This window comes from Streptomyces sp. NRRL S-350, from assembly GCF_000719705.1.
In the GTDB taxonomy this organism is placed as follows: Bacteria; Actinomycetota; Actinomycetes; order Streptomycetales; family Streptomycetaceae; genus Kitasatospora.
In genome coordinates this window covers 98322-119898 of the sequence record NZ_JOHO01000019.1, presented here as the reverse complement: position 1 = coordinate 119898, position 21577 = coordinate 98322, and the positions used below count along the sequence as shown (strand labels likewise).

At 73.6% G+C, this 21577-nt stretch carries 21 protein-coding genes; 6 read left to right on the top strand and 15 right to left on the bottom strand.

The features are described 5' to 3' along the window. Window positions 1-308 precede the first annotated feature (308 nt). Both IF30_RS0119250 and IF30_RS0119245 read left to right on the top strand, forming a co-directional pair. Window positions 309-1400, top strand: coding sequence for a right-handed parallel beta-helix repeat-containing protein (locus IF30_RS0119250; RefSeq protein ID WP_078891515.1), 1092 nt, complete (start codon window positions 309-311; stop codon window positions 1398-1400). A gap of 124 nt (window positions 1401-1524) precedes the next feature. Next, on the top strand, window positions 1525-2559 hold the full coding sequence (locus IF30_RS0119245) for a methyltransferase (protein ID WP_030239753.1): 1035 nt from the start codon (window positions 1525-1527) through the stop codon (window positions 2557-2559). A gap of 85 nt (window positions 2560-2644) precedes the next feature. On the opposite strand, the gene IF30_RS0119240 is transcribed toward IF30_RS0119245, so the two are convergent. The 9 genes from IF30_RS0119240 to IF30_RS0119200 form a co-directional block, all read right to left on the bottom strand. Beyond that, complete coding sequence (locus IF30_RS0119240) at window positions 2645-3343, bottom strand: class F sortase (protein WP_037900473.1); 699 nt, start codon at window positions 3341-3343, stop codon at window positions 2645-2647. 102 nt (window positions 3344-3445) lie between these two features. Further along, window positions 3446-3895 carry a hypothetical protein gene (locus tag IF30_RS0119235; protein WP_030239748.1) on the bottom strand — a complete coding sequence of 150 codons (450 nt, stop codon included), beginning with the start codon at window positions 3893-3895 and terminating at the stop codon, window positions 3446-3448. A 487-nt stretch (window positions 3896-4382) separates the two neighbouring features. Beyond that, window positions 4383-4703: a TcmI family type II polyketide cyclase gene (locus tag IF30_RS0119230; RefSeq protein ID WP_030239745.1), complete on the bottom strand. Its 321-nt coding sequence runs from the start codon at window positions 4701-4703 to the stop codon at window positions 4383-4385. Window positions 4704-4708: 5 nt separating this feature from the next. Then, window positions 4709-5164 carry an SRPBCC family protein gene (locus IF30_RS0119225; protein ID WP_030239742.1) on the bottom strand — a complete coding sequence of 152 codons (456 nt, stop codon included), beginning with the start codon at window positions 5162-5164 and terminating at the stop codon, window positions 4709-4711. A gap of 1 nt (window position 5165) precedes the next feature. Beyond that, window positions 5166-5426: an acyl carrier protein gene (locus tag IF30_RS0119220; RefSeq protein ID WP_030239738.1), complete on the bottom strand. Its 261-nt coding sequence runs from the start codon at window positions 5424-5426 to the stop codon at window positions 5166-5168. A gap of 151 nt (window positions 5427-5577) precedes the next feature. Then, window positions 5578-6819 (bottom strand): ketosynthase chain-length factor, encoded by a 1242-nt coding sequence (locus tag IF30_RS0119215; protein WP_030239736.1) that lies wholly within the window; start codon window positions 6817-6819, stop codon window positions 5578-5580. Between the two features lie 5 nt (window positions 6820-6824). Next, on the bottom strand, window positions 6825-8081 hold the full coding sequence (locus IF30_RS0119210; protein WP_030239734.1) for a beta-ketoacyl-[acyl-carrier-protein] synthase family protein: 1257 nt from the start codon (window positions 8079-8081) through the stop codon (window positions 6825-6827). Next, on the bottom strand, window positions 8078-8503 hold the full coding sequence (locus IF30_RS0119205; protein ID WP_030239732.1) for a cupin domain-containing protein: 426 nt from the start codon (window positions 8501-8503) through the stop codon (window positions 8078-8080). The genes IF30_RS0119210 and IF30_RS0119205 overlap by 4 nt, the downstream gene beginning before the upstream one ends. Window positions 8504-8535: 32 nt before the next feature. Further along, the gene (locus IF30_RS0119200) at window positions 8536-9711 is read right to left on the bottom strand and encodes a SchA/CurD-like domain-containing protein (protein WP_030239730.1); all 1176 of its coding nucleotides are present in this window, start codon (window positions 9709-9711) and stop codon (window positions 8536-8538) included. A 302-nt stretch (window positions 9712-10013) separates the two neighbouring features. On the opposite strand from IF30_RS0119200, the gene IF30_RS0119195 reads away from it, so the two are divergent. After that, the gene (locus IF30_RS0119195; RefSeq protein ID WP_030239728.1) at window positions 10014-11639 is read left to right on the top strand and encodes an FAD-dependent oxidoreductase; all 1626 of its coding nucleotides are present in this window, start codon (window positions 10014-10016) and stop codon (window positions 11637-11639) included. 87 nt (window positions 11640-11726) lie between these two features. Here the strand turns inward: IF30_RS0119195 and IF30_RS0119190 are convergent, their stop codons facing one another. Then, window positions 11727-13388, bottom strand: a complete 1662-nt coding sequence (locus IF30_RS0119190) for an APC family permease (RefSeq protein ID WP_030239726.1) — start codon at window positions 13386-13388, stop codon at window positions 11727-11729. A 342-nt stretch (window positions 13389-13730) separates the two neighbouring features. Then, window positions 13731-14654 (bottom strand): serine/threonine dehydratase, encoded by a 924-nt coding sequence (locus IF30_RS0119185; protein WP_030239723.1) that lies wholly within the window; start codon window positions 14652-14654, stop codon window positions 13731-13733. 260 nt (window positions 14655-14914) lie between these two features. Here IF30_RS0119185 and IF30_RS0119180 point away from each other — a divergent pair, with 260 nt between their 5' ends. Further along, entirely contained in the window at window positions 14915-15868 is a 954-nt protein-coding gene (locus IF30_RS0119180; protein WP_030239722.1) for a DMT family transporter, read from the top strand. 80 nt (window positions 15869-15948) lie between these two features. After that, entirely contained in the window at window positions 15949-16206 is a 258-nt protein-coding gene (locus IF30_RS0119175; RefSeq protein ID WP_030239720.1) for a hypothetical protein, read from the top strand. Between the two features lie 45 nt (window positions 16207-16251). Here the strand turns inward: IF30_RS0119175 and IF30_RS0119170 are convergent, their stop codons facing one another. Beyond that, the gene (locus IF30_RS0119170; RefSeq protein WP_030239718.1) at window positions 16252-16578 is read right to left on the bottom strand and encodes a hypothetical protein; all 327 of its coding nucleotides are present in this window, start codon (window positions 16576-16578) and stop codon (window positions 16252-16254) included. Beyond that, on the bottom strand, window positions 16575-16961 hold the full coding sequence (locus IF30_RS0119165; RefSeq protein ID WP_051710602.1) for an SAV_915 family protein: 387 nt from the start codon (window positions 16959-16961) through the stop codon (window positions 16575-16577). The genes IF30_RS0119170 and IF30_RS0119165 overlap by 4 nt, the downstream gene beginning before the upstream one ends. Before the next feature lie 345 nt (window positions 16962-17306). On the opposite strand from IF30_RS0119165, the gene IF30_RS0119160 reads away from it, so the two are divergent. Next, window positions 17307-19529 (top strand): NADP-dependent isocitrate dehydrogenase, encoded by a 2223-nt coding sequence (locus tag IF30_RS0119160; protein ID WP_030239713.1) that lies wholly within the window; start codon window positions 17307-17309, stop codon window positions 19527-19529. A 213-nt stretch (window positions 19530-19742) separates the two neighbouring features. On the opposite strand, the gene IF30_RS41675 is transcribed toward IF30_RS0119160, so the two are convergent. Together IF30_RS41675 and IF30_RS0119150 are read right to left on the bottom strand one after the other, a co-directional pair. Beyond that, a complete protein-coding gene (locus IF30_RS41675; protein WP_051710600.1) occupies window positions 19743-20330 on the bottom strand; it encodes a YdcF family protein in 588 nt (195 codons plus the stop codon). A gap of 163 nt (window positions 20331-20493) precedes the next feature. Next, window positions 20494-21543, bottom strand: coding sequence for a cytochrome c oxidase assembly protein (locus tag IF30_RS0119150; RefSeq protein WP_030239707.1), 1050 nt, complete (start codon window positions 21541-21543; stop codon window positions 20494-20496). Window positions 21544-21577: the final 34 nt, after the last annotated feature.

Genomic DNA, 21577 nt, shown 5'->3' with positions numbered 1-21577 from the left:
GTCCACCCCCGTGCCCCGTCCACCCCCCCGCGCCCGTCCGCACCCGCGGTCGGGCGCGTCGCCGTATCCGGCCGCCGCACGCCACGCCGGGTCGTCCCACGACTGGCCGACGCCCCGTCAGTCCCGCAGCCCACCCCTGGTGGCGGCCCCACTCGGGCGCCCATACCGTCGACACGGCCGTACCCACCGGCCGTCACCATCCGTCCACAGCGCGTCAGCCGACGTCACCGGCCCCGCGCCGGACACCACGACACCCACCCCGCTCACCGCCCCGCACACCGTGCGCGCCGAAAGACAGGTCACCACTCATGCCCACGCGTCGGGTCCACCACCTCGCCGCGGCCACCGCCGCCGCCACCGCCCTGACCACCGCCTTCGTCACCCTCGCGACCGTGGCCGCCGCGCCCGCGGCCAACGCCGTCGACCTCGGTCCGCTGCACGTCGTCCAGCCGGGCGAATCGATTCAGCGGGCGGTCGACGCGGCCCGGCCGGGTGACACCGTCCTGCTGTCCCCCGGCACCTACCGGGGCAGCGTCCGCATCACCACCCCCGGCCTCACCCTGCGGGGAGCCGGCCCGACCAGCGTGATCACCCCCGGCGACGGTACGGAGAACGCCTGCGCCACCGCCGGGCACGGCATCTGCGTGGTCGGCACGGAGGAGAACCCGCTGCCGGACGTCACGATCGAGTCCCTGGCCGTCACGGGCTTCCACAAGAACGGGATCAACGCCAGCGGCACCACCGGCCTGACCGTCCGCCGCACCTATGTCCACGGCAACGCCCAGCAGGGCATCAGCCAGGAGATGTCCACCCGGGCCACCATCCGCGGCAACCGCTCGACCGACAACGGCCAGTCCGGTGTCTTCCTCGCCAACTACGCCTACCGCGAGGGTGGTTCGCCCGACACCAGGGGCACCGTGGTGGAGGGCAACGAGCTGACCGGGAACCGGGTCGGCGTCACCGTCCGCCGGCTGCGCGGGCTGGCCGTCCAGGGCAACGAGATCAGCGGCAACTGCGGCGGCGTCTTCGTGGTCGGCGACGAGGGCGTACCGCGCGCGGGCGACCTGGACGTCCGGCACAACTCGGTCGTCGCCAACAACAAGTTCTGCCCGGCCAATCCGCGCCTGGGCGCCATCCAGGGCGCCGGCATCGTGCTCACCGGCACCGAGGACACCCGGGTCACCGACAACGAGGTCCGCGACAACGTGGGCACCTCGGACTTCTCCGGCGGCATCGTCCTCTTCAAGAGCGCCGTCGGCGTCTCCAACACCCGGGCGTCGATCACCGACAACCGCCTGAGCGGAAACGGCCCGGCCGACCTCGCCGACCGCGACAGCGGCACCGACACCACCTTCGCCCGCAACACCTGCGAGCGCTCCGAACCGGCCGGCCGCTGCTGACCATCCGGCCGCTGCCGACCATCCGGCAAGCGACCCGCAGCACGCCACCCGCGCGACCGGCGGAACCCGGCCGCCTGCGGAACCCCGCCGCCCCCTCCCCCCCCAGGATCCTGAGGACCCGCCCATGACCACCGCACCCGCCCACACCAGCCCGCAGGCCGCGATGCGCCTGCGCGAGCTCGTCTTCGGCGCCGCCTGCGCCGCCGCCGTCCGCGCGGCCGCCCGGCTCGGCGTCGCCGACGCGCTCGGCGACACCCCGACCGCCGTCACCGACCTCGCCGCCGCCCTCGACACCGAGCCCCGCCAGCTGCGCCGCCTGCTGCGCGCGCTCACCTGCTACGGCATCTTCGCCGAGACCGGCGACGACAGCTTCGAGCACACCGAGATGTCCCGCCTGCTGCGCGAGGACGCCCCCAACTCCCTTCGCTACATCTCCCTCTGGTGCACCGAGCCGTGGACCTGGGAGGCCTGGCCGAAGCTGGACGAGGCGGTCCGCTCCGGCCGCAACGTCTTCCCCGAGCTGTTCGGTAAGGAGTTCTTCGACTACCTGCACAGCGAGGGCGGCGACTCGGCGAAGGTCTTCGACAAGGCGATGACCACCTCCAGCCGGCAGTCCGCCCGGGACTTCGCGGACTACCTGGACCTCACCGGCGTCGACTCGGTGGTCGACATCGGCGGCGGTCAGGGCCACGTGCTGGCGAGCCTGCTGGAGAAGCACCCGGCGCTGCACGGCACCCTGCTCGACCTGCCGAGGGTCGTCGCCGGTGCCGATCCCCGGCTGCGGGACGGCGGCTCCTTCTCCGCGCGCGCCCGCCTGGTGCCGGGCGACTGCCGGGTGGACATCCCGGTCCGCGCGGACCTCTACATCATCAAGAACATCCTGGAGTGGGACGACGAAAGCACCCGCCGCACCCTCGCCAACGTGGTGAAGGCGGCCCGCCCCGGCGCCCGTGTCGTGGTGGTGGAGAACCTGGTCGACAACAGCCCGTCGATGCGCTTCACCACCGCCATGGACCTGATGCTGATGCTGAACGTGGGCGGCGCCAAGCACTCGGAGGAGAGCATGGTCCGGCTGATGGAGGAGGCCGGCCTGACGGTCACCGAGGTCTGCCCGGTCAACCCCTACCTGCACGCCTTCGAGGCCACCGTGCGCGGCTGACCCCCGCCGTCCGGGCCGTGCACCCGGCACGACCGCCGGCCCCCTGGGGAACCAGGGGGCCGGCGGTCGTCGTGCGTACGCCGAGTCAGGCCTTGTGCGAGGACTCCAGGTGCGCGAAGACCACCACGTTGTCCAGGTAGTCCCGCCGCTTCTTGTCGTACGTGCCGCCGCAGGTGATCAGCCGCAGCTGGGCGTCGGGTGTCTTGCCGTACACCTTCTTGTCCGGGAAGGCGTCCTTGGCGAAGGTCTCGACGGCGTCCACCGAGAACACCGCGACGGTGCCGTCCGCGCGGCTCACCTCGACCTTGTTGCCCGGCACCAGCAGGCTCAGCAGCAGGAACACCGCCGGACCCTTGGTGGTGTCCACGTGCCCGGCGACGACGGAGCTGCCGCGCTCGCCCGGGGTCACGCCGTCCCGGTACCAGCCGACCAGGTTCTTGTCGTCCGGCGGCGGCGCGTTGAGCTGGCCGGCCGGGTTGAGGGTCAGCTCGGTGAACGGCGCGTCCACGGCGATCTGCGGGATCCGCAGCCGGGTCGGCTTGGAGGGCTTGAGCGGCGGCGCCGCGGGGGCCCCGGGCGCCGCCGCGCCCGCCGCGGGCCCGGCGGCGGCCTCCGGCCCGGGGGCGGCCGACGCCGTGGCTGCCGGGGGAGCGGCCTGAGTGGCCGCCGCGTCCGTGCTCGGCCCGGTGTCCACCGAGTTGTAGATCAGCAGCAGCCCGACCGCTGCCGCGCCCATCCCCGCGCGCAGCAGCCGGGGCATTCCAGAGGCGGGACCGCCCGTCATTCTCGTCCTCCGCTCGACCGGTTCCCTGACGGCCCGCCGCCCCCGGCGCGCCCCGCCCTGGTGGGGGAGCGCCCGGAGGCGGCGGAAGCACGGTGTGGTGCGTCAGGCGATCGCGCCGGAGGCGCGGCGGCCGCGGCGCAGGGCGAAGGCACCGGCTCCGAGGCCGCCGAGCAGCAGCACGGCGCCGGAGGCGAGCCCGCCGCCGGACAGCGACAGACCGCCGCCACCGGTGTGCACGCCGCCGTGCGGGGCCTTGTGGTCCTCGTCCTTGGCCTCGGTGCCCTTGTGCTCCTCGGAGCCCTTGTGTTCCTCGGTGCCCTTGTGCTCGTCCGAGCCCTTGTGCTCCTCGGTGGCGGCGGCGCCGCCCTTCTTGTCGTCGTAGCCCTTCGAGGAGCTGTCGGAGGGGCTCTTGCTGTCGGGCTTGTCCTGCTTCTCCTGCCAGGTGAGGTTCTTGCCCTGGTCGGAGGAGCCGTCGGCGAAGGCCATGGGAGTACCGACGGTCAGGACGGCGGCGACGGCCGCCCCGGCGAGCAGCGTGCGTGCAGAACGCATGAGGATGATCCTTCCGGCGCGCGGACTCGCGACTGCCGGCACGGTGCCGGGCAAGGGGACTCGCGAGGAGTGCGCCTGATCCACCGTCATCCACCCTGAGGCGGCCTGCCACCGGAGAGTGGCAGCGCCGGTACGGAGTGTGAGCCCTTCGGGTGGAGTCCCGGGTGTGTTCACCCGGGTGGCCGGGCGATTCGAGTGAACGGTGGATTGGGGTGAAGCGGGCGGTCCGGGCGGACCCACGCGCACCGCCCCGACGACCGGCACCCTCTCTCTGTCCCTCGGCCCGAGCCGGACGCGGCGACCGGGGCCTCGGACGGGCCGGCCAGGAGAGGTCCCGGGCCGGGAGCGGTACCGGGCCAGGAGCGGTACCAGGGCGGGAGCGGTGCCGGACCGGGAGTGGCACCGGGCCCGGGGCAGCACATGGGCCCGCCCCCGGCACACGGCCGGGGGCGGGCCCAGAACGGAACCCGGGGTGTCCGGGGCGGGATCAGCGGTCCCAGCGGTAGAACTCGCGCGCCATCGCGTCCTTCGGCTCGCGCCAGGTGGCCGGGTCGTAGGCCTGGACGAAGGCGGTCAGGCGGTCGCTGACGGACCGGAACTCGGGGTGCCCGACGACCTTGGCGACGGCCGGGCCCGGCGGGCGGTCGGCCTCGATCAGGTGCAGGTAGACGTCGCCGAACTGGAAGAGGCTGCGGCCGGTCACGCCGATCAGGTGCGGCAGCTCGCCCTGGTCGGAGTCGGCGAACACCTCGGCGATGTCCGGCGCCGCCTCGGGCTTCATCCGGGCGACGATCAGGGCCCGGTGCATCCCGCTCACAGCTCCGCCGCCCGCTTCTCGACCTTCTCGCGGATCAGCTGCATCTGGATCCGGGAGTTCCTGTTGATGTGGTCGACCATGCCCTCGTCGTCCACCGGCGCGGTGGGCTTCATGGCGAAGTCCTGGACCCAGCGCATCTTCGTGCCGGCCGGTACCTCCGCGTACTCCCAGCGGATGTCCATGAACTCGAACGGGCCGGGCTCGACCCGGCGGGCGCGTACCGCCAGCGAGGACTTGTCGGTGGTGCGCTCGGAGACCCAGCTCCACACCTTGCCGTTCTCGTCCGGGTGCATGGTGAGCCGGAACTGCACGCGGTCGCCGTCGCGCTCCAGGACCTCGACGGAGGCGTACTCGCTGAAGAGCTCCGGCCAGTTCTCCAGGTCGTTGGTGATCTCCCAGACCAGGTCGAGCGGTGCGGCGATGACGATCTCGTTGTCGGTGTGTCCGGACATCTCAGGCACCAGCCTTCGCGGAGAGGGAGGAGTTGACCAGCTGCAGGAACTCGGCCGGGGACTTGGCGGACTCGGCGCCCGAGGTGACTTTGAGGCTGTGGCGGTTCTCCAACTCGCCGACGACGCCGAGCAGTCCGAGCGAGTCGACGCCGAACTCGTCGAACTGCGCGCCCGGCCGCTCCAGGGCGCTCGGCTCGACGGTGACGCCGGCCCGGGCCTGCAGCAGTGCGGCGAGTTCCGGATAGCTGAGGGTGTTGCTCACGGGGTGTCCCTTCTCGGGGGTGGAACGGGCTGGAACAGGAGTGGAACGAGTGCGGGTCAAACAGTGGGTCGGGCAGTGGGTCGGGCAGTCGATCGGCAGGCGCGTCGGGCAGTGGATCGGCAGGTGCGCCGGCCGGAGGACGGGGCGCGGTTCAGGGGCGCTCGCCGCGCCGGAGGACCAGTGCGGAGTTGGATCCCATGAGTCCGCGGCTGAGCACCAGGGCGGTGCGCAGCTCGGCCGGCCGGGCGCGCCCGGTGACGAGGGCGACGTCGTGGCAGACCTCGGTGACGTTGGGGGTGGGCGGCAGGACGCCGTCCTCCATGGCCAGAACGGCGGCGGTCACGTCCAGCATCGGGGCGCCGCAGTAGGCCCGCCCCGTGCCGGCCTTGGGCGCGGTGACCGGGACGCGTTCGGCGGCCGGGCCGAGCGCGTCGGCCAGGGCCAGCGCCTCCGCCCGGTCGGCGGCCGGTACGCCCAGCGCGTCCGCGAAGACCACGTCGATCTCCTCGGGGGCGAGCCGGGCCTCGTCCAGTGCGATCCGGATCGCGGCGGCCAGTCCCTCCCGGGACTCCTCCCAGCGGGAGGCGCCGGTGAAGGTGGCGCCGTGCCCGGCCAGGTGCGCCCGGATGGTGGCGCCGCGCCGCCGGGCGGTCCCTTCGTCCTCCATGAGCAGCATCGCGCCGCCCTCGGCGGGGGCGAAGCCGCAGGCCTGCGCGGTGAACGGCAGGTAGGCCCGGTCGGCCCGGTCGGCCAGGCTGAGCTCGGGGTAGCCGAGCTGGCAGACCATCGAGTACGGCGCCAGGGGCGCCTCGGCGGCGCCGACCACCACCGCGTCGGTGCCGCGTTCGATCACGCGGCCGGCGTGTGCGAGGGCGTCCAGGCCGCCGGCCTCGTCGCTGGCGACCACCCCGCACGGGCCCTTGTAGCCGCCGCGGATCGAGATCTGGCCGGTGCTGGCCGCGTAGAACCAGGCGATGGACTGGTAGGGGCCGACGAACTTCGGTCCTTGGCCCCAGAGTTGCTGGAGTTCGCGCTGGCCGAACTCGCCGCCGCCGGAGCCGGCCGCGGTCACCACGCCGACCGCGAAGGGGTCGTCGGCGTCGGGCCGGAAGCCCGCGTCCGTGACCGCCAGGTCGGCGGCCGCCATCGCGTAGTGCGTGAAGCGGTCGGTCTGCACCAGGTAGCGGTTGTCGATCGCGGACTGCGGTTCGAAGTCCCGCACCTGGCCCGCGATCCTGAGCGGCAGCCCGGTGCAGCCCTCGCGGGAGATCCGGTCGAGGACGCTCACGCCCTGCCGGGTGGCCTTCCAGAAGGCGTCGGCCCCGACACCGTTCGGTGCCACCACGCCGAGGCCGGTGATGACCGCCCGACGGTTCTGCTGACGTGACGTCATGGAACTCACCCCGTTCTGTTGAGCACGACGGCGGACTGGAATCCGCCGAATCCGCTGCCGACCGAGAGGATGTGGCTCAGCGGCAGCTCGCGCGCGGTGCGCGGCACGTAGTCGAGGTCGCACTCCGGGTCCGGAGTCTCGTAGTTGGCGGTCGGCGGCACGACACCGTGGGCGAGCGCCAGGGTGCAGGCGACCACCTCGATGGCGCCGATGGCGCCGAGCGAGTGTCCGACCATCGACTTGATCGAGCTCATCGGGGTCTCGAAGGCGTGCCCGCCCAGTGAGCGCTTGACCGCGGCGGTCTCGTGGCGGTCGTTCTGTTTGGTGCCCGAGCCGTGCGCGTTGACGTAGTCGACGTCGGTGCGGTCGACCCGGGCGTGGGCGAGCGCGTGGTCGATCGCCCGGGACATCTCCAGCCCCTCCGTGGTGAGGCCGGTCATGTGGTAGGCGTTGCCGAAGGTCGCGAAGCCGCCGACCTCGCCGTAGATCCGGGCTCCGCGGCGTCGGGCGTGCTCCAGCTCCTCCAGTACCAGGACGGCGCCGCCCTCGCCGAGGACGAAGCCGTCGCGGTCGGCGTCGAACGGCCGGGAGGCGTGCTGCGGGTCGTCGTTGCGTTCGCTGGTGGCCTTGATGGCGTCGAAGCAGGCGACGGTGATGGGCGAGATCGGGGAGTCGGACGCGCCGGCGATGCAGATGTCGGCGCGGCCCTCCTCGACGGCCTGGAAGCCGTAGCCGATCGCGTCCAGGCCGGAGGTGCAGCCGGTGGAGACGGTCTGTACCGGGCCGTGGGCGCCGGTGCGCTCCGCGACGGCGGAGGCCAGGGTGCTGGGGGCGAAGGCCCGGTGCAGCTGCGGCTCCGCCTGCCGGTGGTCCACGTCCCACCGGGCGCCGGAGGCGCTGACCAGGGCGTAGTCGTGCTCCAGCCGGGTGGTGCCGCCGACGGCGGTGCCGAGGGAGACGGCGATCCGCCACGGGTCCTCGGCGGTGAGGTCCAGGCCGGCGTCGGCGATCGCCTCGTCGGCCGCGACCATCGCGAACTGCACGTAGCGGTCCGCCCGCTGGACGTCCTCCGGGCTCAGCCCGTGGGCCGCCGGGTCGAAGTCGACTTCGGCGGCGATCCGGGAGCGGAACCCGGCGGGGTCGAAGAGCGTGATGCCCCGGGTCGCGGTGCGGCCGGCCGTGAGGAGGTCCCAGAACGCCGGGACCCCGACCCCGCCGGGCGCGACCACACCGATCCCGGTGACGGCGACGCGCCGGGTCACGAGGCCACCTTGGCGTGTTCCGGCGGTCCCGAGGCGGCGGTCTCCTCGGTGTCCACGTGGCCGAGTTCGGGGCGCGGGGCGAGCGGGCCGAGGTGGAAGACCATCCGGGCCTCGGTGTCGCCGACGTTGCGGAAGCGGTGGCGCATGTTGATCGGGATCATCAGGCCCTGGTTGGGCTTGAGCGGGCGGGCCTCCCCGTCCAGGTCCACCTCCAGGTCGCCGCAGACGACGAACACGAACTCCTCGGAGTACGGGTGGTAGTGCTCGCCGATGCGCTCGCCGGGCTGGACGATCGCCAGCCCCATGAAGCCGCTGGTCGCCCCGCAGCTGGTCGGGGTGAGCATGGCGCGCAGGTCGCCGCCGCGGCGGCGGTTCTCCGGAGCCTCGTCGACGTTGACGATCCGTGGGTACTGCGTGGTCATGGTGGTCTTCCTCCGGGAGGGCTGACGTACCGTCAGTTGGCTTGGGGTTCGCTGGAGCTGCGGTCGGTGACCGGGTTCATGGCGCGGGCGGCGAGGAAGGCGCTGAGCCCGGCGACGGAGCGCAGGTCGCCCTGCGGGCCGAGGTCGAGCAGGCCGGCGAGCGCTGCCGCCTCCCGCTCGTCCGCCACGCCGAGGGCGGCCGCCGGGTCGGCCTCGGCCGGCACCCGCAGGTCGACCAGGCGCACCACCACGTCCTCGCGCTGGAAGACCGTGCCCGCCGCGACCGGACCGGTCGGGTCGGCGGTGGCCAGGTTGTCGTACCGGGCCAGCCGCTCGGCGACCGCCTGGCCCTGGCCGGGGCGGACGGGGTAGAGCACCGCGTGCCGGTGCAGGCGGCCGGAGGCGGGGGAGCTGGCGATCGCCTGGTGCTTGGCGGGCAGCGCCGCCTTGGCGAAGAAGGCGCGGGCGGCCTGCGGGTCGCCGAGCTGGCGGGCCTCCTCCAGGTACGGGTTGATCGCCTCCTCGACGGCCCGCACCTCGGGCTGCATCGCCACGTGGCGCAGCGCGTCGCCGAGGTCGCCGACCACCTCGACGGCCCGCACCACCCGGTTGCCGTGCATGAACAGCGAGGTGCGCCGCAGCCGGGTGTGCTCGTCGACCTCGGCCTTGGGGGAGGTGTAGCCGGACAGGATCCGGGCCACCTCGGGCTCGGTGCCGGGCTTGACCGTGAAGGTCAGCGCGTGGCGAATCACGCCGTCCGGGCCCGGGTCGGCCTTCGGCGGGCCCATGTGCCCGGCGGGCGAGGTGCGCGGCAGACCGGGCGGCACCTCCATCGGGGCGCGGGTGCCGGTCGAGCCGGCCGCCGAGGTCTGGCGCAGGACGGCGTAGCGCAGCGAGCGGAAGTTGTCGCTCACGCAGCCGTGCATCGGCTTGACCATCTCGCGGTGGGCGGGGCTGTCCACCCACTGCAGGAAGGTCTCCTGGTCCTCCCACTCGCTGGTGATCAGCCACTGGCGCGGGTCGTTGATCGACTGGCACAGCTGGTCGCTGACGTGCCCGGGGACCGACGCCACCTGGTGGCGCAGCTGTTCGTAGACGTCGAGGAAGCGCTGCTGGGCGCCGTCCTGGATCTCCAGCATCAGCACCACCCGCAGCCGGGTGTCGGACTCGGCGTGCTGCTTCGGCTGGGGTTCGGACAGAGTTGTCATGATCCACTTTCTGCTCTGGGCCGCACGCTGCGGGCCGTGTCGGCCGTGCCCGGCGGGTGCTCCCCGGCCTGGGAGGCGGTGCGACGGCGGTCGGCCCGGGCAGTCGGCGCCAGGCCTGAGGTCGATCGTGGGCGGCGCAGCGGGCGCGGCGCGAGATTTGCGGGCCATCCGGGCGAAGGGGCGCCGCAGGCCCCCTCGGGCGGGGGATGGAAGAGCGGGGCCCCCGGCTGCGCGGGCCCGTCGAGGGCGGCGCCGAGCCCAGTCGCCGGGCCGCGGAATCCCCTTACAGGGTGGAGCGATTGATGAATCCGAAGGTTGACGACCGGGTACCGGTCCTGATCGTGGGCGGCTCGCTGGTGGGGCTGTCGGCCTCACTCTTCCTCGGCCGGCTCGGGGTCAGGCACCTCCTGGTCGAGAAGCACGCCGACACCTCGCGTCACCCGCGCGGACGAGGGAACAACGTCCGCACGATGGAGCTGTACCGGGTGGCCGGGATCGAGCCGGCGATCCGCGAGGCCGCGTCGGTCCTCGCCCCCAACCACGGCATCCTGCAGGCCCCCTCGCTGACCGGCGCCGAGCAGGAGTGGCTGTTCCGCGAGATCGACCCGGGCGGGCGGCTGGCCCGGTTCAGCCCCAGCGCCTGGTGCCTGTGCAGCCAGAACGACCTGGAGCCGGTGCTGCTGCGCGCGGCCCGGGACCTGGGCGGGGACCTGCGGTTCGGCACCGAGCTGGTCTCCTTCGAGCAGGACGCCGACGGCGTGACGTCGGTGCTGCGCAGCCGGGAGACCGACGAGGAGCGGGTGGTGCGCTCGGAGTTCCTGATCGCGGCGGACGGTCCGCGCAGCCCCGTCCGCGAGAGCCTGGGCATCGGCCAGACCGGCAAGGGCGAGCTGTTCCACAACGTCAGCATCACCTTCCGGGCGAAGCGGCTGGCCGAGGTCGTCGGCGACCGGCACTTCATCGCCTGCTACCTGACGAACCCGGAGGCCGACGGCGCACTGCTGCCGGTGGACAACCAGGAGGAGTGGGTCTTCCACGCGCCCTGGCACCCGGAGCACGGCGAGCCGCTGGAGGCCTTCACCGACGAGCGCTGCGAACGGCACATCCGCACCGCCGTCGGCCTGCCCGACCTGGACGTCGAGGTGACCGGCCGGGCGCCCTGGCACGCCGCCGAGCGGGTGGCCGAACGGTACGGCGCCGGGCGCGTCTTCCTCGCCGGGGACTCCGCCCACGAGATGTCCCCGACCGGCGCCTTCGGCTCCAACACCGGCATCCAGGACGCGCACAACCTGGCCTGGAAGCTCGCCGCCGTGCTGTGCGGCTGGGCCGGGCCGCGGCTGCTGGAGACGTACGGGCTGGAGCGCCGCCCGGTCGCCCAGGTGACCGGCGAGCGCGCCTCGGCCCGCTCCGCCGAGCACAGCCACCCGGGCTACGCCGTGGTGCCGGGCGTCGGCCGGCAGGCCGGGGTGCTGGCGGTGGCGCTCGGCTACCGCTACCCGGTGGGCGCGGTGGTCGGGGCGGACAGCTCGGGCCCCGTCGTCCCCGAGCAGTTCGAGTCGACGGGCGAGCCGGGCAGCCGCGCCCCGCACCAGTGGCTGCTGCGGGCGGGCGTGCGGCTCTCCACGCTGGACCTGTACGAGCAGGCGATGGTGCTGCTCACCGGGCCGGAGGGCGGCGGCTGGCTCGCGGGCGCCCGGCGGGCGGCCGACCGGCTGGCGGTACCGCTGGACGCGTACCGGGTCGGCGACGGCGCGGAGGACGACCTGGCGCCGGAGCCGGGCACGGACTTCGCCGCGCTGCACGGCATCGACCCGGACGGCGCGGTGCTGGTCCGTCCGGACGGCTTCGTCGCCTGGCGTTCGCCCGGCCCGGCGGCGGACCCGGAGGCGGAGATCGGCGCGGCCCTGCGGACGGTGCTCGCCCTCTGAGGCATGCGGAAGGGCCCGCCGGTCGCACCGGCGGGCCCTTCCTCGGTTTCGTGGGGTCAGTGGTTCGGCGTGCGGGGGTGCCGGGGGTCAGTGGCCGCCCGCGTCGACCACCTCGACGTCGGCGACCTCGCGCTCGATCGCCTCGGCGGGCAGGGCGACCCGGATCGCCCAGTAGTAGATGGCGATCGCGAACACGGCGACCACGCCCATGTCGTACCACATCGGGATCCGGCCGGCGCCGTTGCCGAAGCCGCCCTGCCAGGAGATCAGGCCCAGGCCCAGCAGGTAGACCGGCAGCCACTGGGCGGACTTCCAGTTCAGGCGCGGCGCGTTCGGCAGGCCCTTCTTGATCGCGTACACGGCGTAGCCGCCGAGCAGGACGTAGCCGAGCACGATGGCGATGCCCAGACGGTACAGGGTCTCCCAGCCGGCCCAGTAGATGATCAGGCTGGAGACCACGAACGCGGCCGGGGAGATCACGCCGCCCAGCGGCAGCCGGTAGGAGCGCTCACGGTCGGGCAGTCGGCGGCGCAGCGCGCCGAAGGCCAGCGGGGCGCCGGCGTACATCAGCACGCTGGCGGAGGTGATGAAGTTGACCAGCTCGTGCCAGCTGGGGAAGGGCAGGAAGCAGATCACGCCGGTGACGAAGGAGAGGATCAGGCCGAACCACGGCACGCCGTTCTTGTCCAGCTGCTCGAACTTCTGCGGGGCGTAGCCGTTGCGGCTGAGGCCGTAGGAGATGCGCGAGGTGGAGGTGGTGTAGATCAGGCCGGTGCCGCCGGGGGAGATCACCGCGTCGACCTTCAGCACGTAGGACAGCCAGCCCAGGCCGACCAGGGTGGCGAGGCCGGCGAACGGGCCGTCGATGCCGGGGAAGTCGAGCTTCGCCCAGCCGTCGGCGAAGGCGGTGACCGGCAGCGCGCCGATGAAGACGACCTGCAGCAGGGTGTAGATCAGGGTGCCGATGGCGACCGAGCCGAGCACCGCGCGGGGGATGTCGCGCTTGGGGTTACGGCTCTCACCGGCGATCTGGATGGCCTGCTCGAAGCCGAGCAGCGCGAAGATGATGCCGCTGGTGCTGATCGCGGCGAGCACGCCCTTGGCGCCGAACGGCGCGAAGCCGTGCGAGGTGAAGTTCGAGCCGTGGAAGCTGGTGATCGCCAGCATGAAGATCGTGAACAGCGGGACGAAGATCTTCAGCCAGGTCGTGATGCTGTTGGTCCGGGCGAGGATCTTCACGCCGAGGAAGTTGATCGCGACGAACACCGCCATCAGCACGGTCGCGACGATGAATCCGCTGGTGGTGAGGGTGCCGTTGGCGTTCTGCAGCCCGCTGGCCCAGGGCGTGTCCTTGGCGTAGCCGATCATGGCCTCGACCTCGATCGGTGCCACGGTGGCCGCCTGGAGCCAGGAGAACCAGCCGAACGACATGCCGGCCAGGCCGCCGAAGGCGTAGTGCGGGTAGCGCGCGGTGCCGCCGGCGACCGGGAAGAGCCCGCCGAGTTCGGCGTGCACGAGTGCGAGGAGCACGATCGCGACGGCGCCGATGCCCCAGGAGATGACGGCTGCCGGTCCGGCGGTGGTGACGGCGTTCTTCGCGCCGAACAGCCAGCCGGAGCCGATGATCGAGCCGACCGAGGCCCACATGAGGCCGACGAGCCCGATGTGGCGGTTGAGCGACCGGGTGGTGGTGCCGGACTCGGAGCCGGCGCTCTGGCCGGGCGGCGAGATCTGGTTGAGGGAAGCCATTGACGATCTCTCTGTGTGTGGGGGCTCCGGGGTGGGCGGAGCGCGGAGAGTTGCCACACAGTAGGGCTATTCATAGAGCTCTGCACAGATTTCATTACTGAATGTTTACTTTCTTTGCCGGATATCCGTGCAGGTAGGAGGCATTCTGTTCAGTTGTCTGTTACGTTACTTGTGGGTAAGTCCAGTATTTGAGCGTGAATTGAGCATGACCGGCCGGTCGGGCAGTATTGACCGCCCGGCCGGTCATAGAAATAGCGGAAACCGCATAGGCATGCCGACGACCCGGAGTGGGACGGGCCGCCGGCGGCTCTGGGCGGGGGTGCGGCGCGGGGTGGCGGGTCGTCAGCTCGCCAGGTCGGACGGGTCGGTGTTGGCGCCGCAGAGCAGCACCGCGACGCGTTCCCCCTCGGCCTGGTCGAGGGCGGCGAAGGCGGTGGAGGCGGCGAACTCCACGGCGATCCGGTGGCCGTCCCAGAGCCGGCGGCGCGCCCGCACGATGGCCTCGTCGTCCACCAGCACGGAGCGGACGCCCTCGTGCGCGGCGGCACCGACCGCCAGCGCGGTGGCGCGACGGGCGCCGAGCGCGTCCTGGGCGACGGAGTCGACCGGCACGTCCACCGGCTGGCCGGCGGCCAGGGCGGCGTTCAGGGCGCGGCTGCCGACCGGCTCCACCGCGAGCACCCGGACACCGTGCTCGCGGGCCGCCACCGCCACGCCCGCGAACAGCCCGCCGCCGCCCACCGACACCACCACCGTGTCCAGCCCGGGCACCCGGGCGCGGATCTCGTCCAGGACCGTCCCCGCGCCCGCGGCGATCAGCGGGTGGTCGTACGCGTGCGAGGCCAGCGCCCCGCTGCCCGCCGCGAACTCCTCGCACGCGGCCAGCGCCTCCGCGTACTCCCGGCCCACCAGGCGCACCTCGGCGCCGTACGAGCGCAACCGCGCCAGCTTCACCGGGGAGGCCGTCTCCGGGAGGAACACCGTTGCCCGCACGCCGAGTTCACGCGCGGCCCAGGCGCAGGCCAGCCCGGCGTTGCCCCCCGAGGCGATGGTCACCCCGGCGTCCGGCAGGGTGCCCGCCTCGGCGTGCGCGAGCAGGAAGTTCTGCGCGCCGCGGGCCTTGAAGCTCCCGGTGTGCTGCAGGAACTCCAGCGCCAGCCAGGCCCGCCCGCCGCCGTCACCCGGCGCCACCGCCACCGGGCGCACCCGCCCGGCGATCCGCTGCCCGGCGGCCTCGATCTCGTCGTACGTCAACTGGTCCGTCACTGCTGCTCCTTCACTGAGAGGGCGGTCCGATCGAGGCCGACGGTACGGGGCGCGGCCGGGCGGAGAAAAGATCGTGATCGCATGACCGGCGAGCCGTACGCTGGGCCCGTGCGTCACGTGATCCTCCCCCCGCCCGCCCGCTGACGGGCGGCCCACTCCACCCACCCCGGCCGGCGGGACTCCGCCCGCAGCCGGGGCGATGACTGCCGCCCGCGCACCCAGCGGACCCGAACCGGCACCTCACCGTGGAGTACCGACGCATGACCTCGAACGCCGCCGCGCCCTTCCGGCACGGCCTGTTGTCCATCTCCGCCGCCGCCGTCGCCTGGGGTGCGGGCGGCGCCGTGGCCGCGCTGCTGATGCGCACCAGCGGCCTCGGCCCGGTGGCCGTCTGCTGCTGGCGCTTCGGCGTCGCGGCGCTCTGCCTGGCGCTGCTGCCGGCCGGCGCGCCCCGGGCCGGGCGGGCCGGCCCCCGACGGGGCACCGCGCGAACCGACGCCGGGCGTGCCGGCACCGGACGTACCGATGCCGGACGTACCGATGCCGGACGTACCGATGCCGGGCGCGGCACCGCCGTGCTGACCGGGCTGGGCCTGGCCGTCAGCCAGTGCTCCTACTTCGGCTCCGTGCACTACGCGGGCCTGGGGCTCGGCACCCTGGTCACCATCGGCGCCGGGCCGGTGCTCACCAGCCTCGGCGCCCACCTGCTGCTCGGCGAACACCTCACCCGCCGCGCGCTCGCCGCCGTGACCCTGGCCCTCGCGGGCCTCGCCGTGCTGGTCGCCGCCCCGGCGGCGGGGCCACGCCCGGTGCTGGGCGTCACCCTGGCCGTCCTCGCTGGCGCCGGCCAGAGTGCCCTCACCCTCTGGGCCCGCGGCGGCTCGGCCCGGGCCGGCACCGGAGCCTTCACCACCGGCCTGCTCTGCCTGCTGCCGCTCGCGGCCGTCCAGGGCGTCGTGCCGACAGCCGGGGAACCGGCGGTGACCGGGGCCGCGCTGCTCTTCCTCGGCACGGTGCCCACCCTGCTCGCCTACCGCTGGTACTTCACCGGCCTGGCGGCCGTCCCGGGCGCCATGGCGGCCGTGCTGGTGCTGCTGGAGCCGGCGACCGCGGCGGTGATCGGCGTGCTCTTCCTCGGCGAGCCGGTCACGGCCGCCCTGCCGGTGGGTTCGGCCCTGCTGCTCGCGGCGATCGCCGCGCTCGCCCGGGGGTAGCCGGGCGGTCACGCGGGGGCGGCCACCCGGGCGGCGCCCTGTGGTCGCAGGGCGCCGGCGGCCGTGCTGTCGTGGTCCGCATGAACCGCTCACTGCTGGCCCGGGTGGCCGCCACGACCGCGTCCGCCGTCCTGCTCACCGCCGCCGGTGCCGCGGCCGCCACCGCTGCTCCGGCGGCGGCGACCGGGCTCCGCGATGTGACCGCCGATCAGTGCCGGGGCGCGGGCGGGCACGTGGAGGGCAGTGGCTACTGCGTCGACGCGGCCGGCGACGACGCCTGGGGCCAGCCCGTCGACGGCCAGGCGATCAACCCGGACCCGCGCCCCGGAGAGGAGTGAGCACGCTCCCCGCGGCGGCGCGTCCGCTCCTCCCCGGGGCGCAGCTCACGGGACCGGTCGCAGGGCCACCGGGGCGGGGGTGAGGGCGCGCAGGACCAGGTCGATGCGGACCCTGGCTGCGCCGGCCCGGTGGAGGGCGGCGGCGACGGTCCGTAACTCCTCGGGCCCGGTGCAGGCGAGGCGGAGCTCCAGGTCGGCCTCGCCGGCGAGGGCGAGGCCGCTGCGGACGGCCGGGAACTCGGCGGCGAGCCGGTCGAAGTCGAGCGGCACCGGGCCGTAGCTGACCCGCGCGATCGCGTGCAGGAGCCGGGCCGGCTGCGGGTGGCCCTCGGCGGCCGGCCCGCCCGGGACGAGTCGGAGCGGGGCGGTCACCGGCGCTGGAGCTGTGCGGTCGGGGTCGGCGGGTGCGGCGCGGCCGGGGCGCTCGCCACGGCAGGGACGGCGGGCAGCCCGGCCGGTGCCGCGGCGGGCGGGGCGGCAGCGGGCGGGGCGGCGGGCGGTGCGACCAGCCTCGGGTCCAGTACCAGGGTGTCGACCCCGAGCGGGGCGACGAGGGCGCGCAGGGCGGGCTCGCCGAACTCGGCGGAGGCCTGGTCCGGTCCGAGCAGGGCGGCCAGGGCCCCGGGGCTGGAGAATCCGACCGCGCAGCGGCGGCCGTCGCGGAGGCGGAAGAGGCGGAGGGCGGTGGTGCTTCCGGTGCCGGAGATGGTGACGGGGACGTGCCAGACGACGCGGGCCGTGCGGATGCGGGCCATGCGGATGCTCCCGAGTGGGGTGGTGGTGCCTGCCGGAACTGCTGTCTCGACGCTAGGGCCGCCGGCCCCGCCCGTCGCCGGTCCTGACGCGGCATTGACCGAATGGGGTGGTGCGTTGACGCACTCCTGACGTTCGGCTCACCCGAGTGGACTACACCACTGTCCCAGGGCTGCCCGGTTGCCTCGCGCCGCTTCTCGGACGAGCGTGGAGTCCGTCCCGCGCCGAGGCCCCCGGAGCGCCCCGGACGCGCCCGGCGCGTGCCCCGGAGCGGGGGGAGGTGGAGCGAGGGGCCCGTGACGAGATATCTTGACGTCAAGACGTTGGAGACGTGAAGCGGAGTACCGATGACTGACTCGACCATCATCTATACGCACACCGACGAGGCTCCGGCCCTGGCGACCTACTCGTTCCTGCCGGTGGTCCAGGCCTACGCCTCGACCGCGGGTGTGCGGGTGGAGACCCGCGACATCTCTCTGGCCGGGCGGATCATCGCGAGCTTCCCGGAGTACCTGACCGAGGCCCAGCGGATCGGCGACGCCCTGGCCGAGCTGGGCGACCTGGCCAAGACCCCGAGCGCCAACATCATCAAGCTGCCGAACATCTCGGCCTCCGTGCCGCAGCTGAAGGCCGCCGTCGCCGAGCTGAAGGCCCAGGGCTACGCCCTGCCGGACTACCCGGACGACCCGCAGACCGACGAGGACAAGGACGTCCGCGCCCGCTACGACAAGATCAAGGGCAGCGCCGTCAACCCGGTCCTGCGCGAGGGCAACTCGGACCGCCGCGCCCCGCAGTCGGTCAAGAACTACGCCAAGACCCACCCGCACCGCATGGGTGCCTGGTCGGCCGACTCCAAGACCAACGTCGCCACCATGGGCGAGAACGACTTCCGGTCGACCGAGAAGTCCACCGTGATCGCCGCGGACGGCGCCCTGCGCATCGAGCTGGTCGGCGCCGACGGCACCACCACCGTGCTGCGCGAGAAGGTGCCGGTGCTGGCGGGCGAGGTCGTCGACGCCTCCGTGATGCGCGCCGCCGCCCTGAACGACTTCCTGGCCGCCCAGGTGGCCCGCGCCAAGGCCGAGGGCGTGCTGTTCTCGGTGCACCTCAAGGCCACCATGATGAAGGTCTCCGACCCGATCATCTTCGGCCACGTCGTGCGCGCCTTCTTCCCGAAGACCTTCGCGAAGTACGGCGAGGCCCTCGTCGCCGCCGGTCTGAACCCGAACAACGGCCTCGGCGGCATCCTGGCCGGCCTGGACGGCGTGCCGCACCTGGGCGCCGAGATCAAGGCCTCCTTCGAGGCCGAGCTGGCCGAGGGCCCGGCCCTGGCCATGGTCGACTCCGACAAGGGCATCACCAACCTGCACGTGCCGAGCGACGTCATCGTCGACGCCTCGATGCCGGCCATGATCCGCACCTCCGGCCACATGTGGGGCCCGGACGGCCAGGAGGCCGACACCCTCGCCGTGCTGCCGGACAGCAGCTACTCCGGCGTGTACCAGGCCGTCATCGACGACTGCCGCGCCAACGGCGCCCTCGACCCGGCCACCATCGGCTCGGTGCCGAACGTCGGCCTGATGGCGCAGAAGGCCGAGGAGTACGGCTCCCACGACAAGACCTTCGAGATCGCGGCCGCCGGCACCGTCCGCCTGGTCGACGCCGAGGGCAACGTGGTGCTGGAGCAGGCCGTCCAGCCGGGCGACATCTTCCGCGCCTGCCAGACCAAGGACCTGCCGATCCAGGACTGGGTCAAGCTGGCCGTCACCCGCGCCCGCGCCACCGGCGACCCGGCGGTGTTCTGGCTGGACGAGACCCGCGCCCACGACGCGGTGCTGATCGAGAAGGTCAAGCAGTACCTGCCGGAGCACGACACCACCGGCCTGCAGATCGAGATCAAGTCCCCGGTCGAGGCCACCAGGTTCTCGCTGGAGCGCATCCGCCGCGGCGAGAACACCATCTCGGTGACCGGCAACGTGCTGCGCGACTACCTGACCGACCTCTTCCCGATCCTGGAGCTGGGCACCAGCGCCAAGATGCTGTCGGTCGTCCCGCTGATGGCGGGCGGCGGCCTGTTCGAGACCGGCGCCGGCGGCTCCGCCCCGAAGCACGTCCAGCAGCTGGTCAAGGAGAACTACCTGCGCTGGGACAGCCTGGGCGAGTTCTTCGCCCTGGCCGCCAGCTTCGAGCACCTGGCCACCAGCACCGGCAACGCCCGCGCCCAGGTGCTGGCCGACACCCTGGACCGCGCCACCGGCACCTTCCTCAACGAGGACAAGTCGCCGAGCCGCCGCCTCGGTGGCATCGACAACCGCGGCAGCCACTTCTTCCTGGCCCTGTACTGGGCCCAGGAGCTGGCCAAGCAGACCGCCGACGCCGAGCTGGCCCAGGCCTTCGCGGGCCTGGCCGAGGTGCTGACCAAGCAGGAGCAGGCCATCGTGGACGAGCTGATCGCCGTCCAGGGTTCGCCGGTCGACCTCGGCGGCTACTACCAGCCGGACCCGGCCAAGGCCGCCGCCGTGATGCGTCCGTCCAAGACCTTCAACGAGGCGCTCGCCAACCTCGGCTGAACCGGCTGGACCAGCTCAGCCGGCTGAGCCAGCCGAGCCGGATCGGGTCGGATCGGATCGGATCGAGCAGAACCACCGGGAGGCCCCCGGGTCCGTGAGAACGGACCCGGGGGCCTTCCCGCGTTCCGCCGTGCTCCGAACGCGTCCCGCGGCCCGACGCGCCGGGGGCGCCGGGAGCGTCGGATGCTCCGGTGCGCAGGCGCTTCGGGAGCTTCAGGCGCGGCCGAGCAGTGCCAGCGCCGTGCCGACGGCCTCGCGCAGCAGCAGGTACGGGCCGTGCGCGAGCGGTCCGTCCGCGCCGAGCACCTCGGCGGGGGCGCCGGCCCGCCGGGCGGCGAGCGCGGAGCGGACGGTGTGGAAGCCGCTGGTGACGACCGTGCAGCGGTAGCCGGGGCGCTCGGCGGTCATCAGGGCGGCGCTGAAACGGAGGTTCTCGGTGGTGTTCACGGCCCGCTCCTCGCGCCGGATCCGCGCGGCCGGGACGCCCCGGGCGATCAGGTAGCGGGCCATCGCGGCGGCCTCGGTGCACTCCTCGTGCGGGCCCTTCCCGCCGGTGACCAGGACCAGCGGCGCGTACCCGGCGGCCTCCTCGGCGGCGAACCGTTCCAGCGCGGCGTCCAGCCGGGCCGCCAGGGTCCGCCCGGGCTCGCAGCCGTCCAGCGCGGCCCCCAGCACGACCAGGTAGTCGCGGCCGACCGGCACGGGCCGACGGATCTGGTGCAGCGCCAGGCCGAGGAAGCCGAGCAGCCAGAGCAGGCCGTACCCGCAGAGCAGGGCGGCGGCGGTCAGCAGGACGTGCATATCCGTTCGAACGCGTACGGCGGAACCGCCGTTCCAGGGCGCGCCCGAAACGGCGGAACCCCCGTTCCGGCGGCGGAACGGGGGTTCCCGGGAACGGGGGTTCCGGCGGCGGAACGGGGGTTCCCGGGAACGGGGGTTCCGGCGGCGGAGCCGGGGGCCGGGCTCAGCCCGCCTCGGCCGCCGGGACGGTCGGCGCGGCGGCAGCAGCCGTCTGGGCGCCCTGCGCGGTCGACGCGGCCGGCGCGGACGCCGGGCCCGCGCCCCGGGGCCGGTCGCCCTTGTGCAGCGACGCCAGGTAGGCGTTGTACGCCTCCAGCTCGGCGTCGCCGGAACGCTCCTCGGCGCGGTCGCGACGGCGGGCGTGCCGCTGCTCGGAGCCCATCCACTGGTAGACCAGGGCGATCAGCACGATCGCCGTCGGGATCTCGCCGAACGCCCAGGTGATGCCGCCGGCCAGCTTCTGGTCCTCCAGCAGGTTCGTCCCCGGTGGCGCGCCCGCCGCGGTGAAGGTGGTGACCAGCGGGTGGCCGGCCATCATCACCGCCACCCCGAAGAACGCGTGGAACGGCATGCCCATGAACAGTTCGATGATCCGCATGACGTGGCCGGGGCGGTGCGGGCCCGGGTCCACACCCATGATCGGCCAGAAGAACGCCAGACCGGTGAACAGGAAGTGCACCATCATGAAGACGTGCCCGAGGCGGTACTGCATCAGGGTGTCGAACAGCGGGGTGAAGTAGACCCCGTACAGGCTCGCGATGAACAACGGGATGGTGAACGCCGGATGGGAGACCACCCGGACGTACCGGCTGTGCAGCAGTGCCACCAGCAGCTCGCGGGGCCCGCGCGGGCGCCCCTTGCCGGCCGGGCGCAGCGCCCGCAGCGCCAGCGTGATCGGGGCGCCGAGCAGCAGCAGGATCGGCGTCAGCATGGAGAGCACCATGTGCTGGATCATGTGCGCGCTGAACAGCACCATGCCGTAGTCGTTCAGCCCGGTGCAGGTGACGGCCAGCATGCTGGCGACACCGGCCGCCCAGCCGACCATCCGCCCGATCGGCCAGCGGTCGCCGCGCCGGTGGAGCCGGACCACGCCCGCCGCGTAGAGGCCCAGGACGACCAGCCCGGCGAGCAGGAACACCCAGTCCGGGGACCAGGTCCACATGGTGGAGAAGCTGAACGGACCCAGCTGGGTCATCCCGCCGTGGTGGTGCATTCCTGACATTCCGTCGCCCATCGGCGGGTCCTGC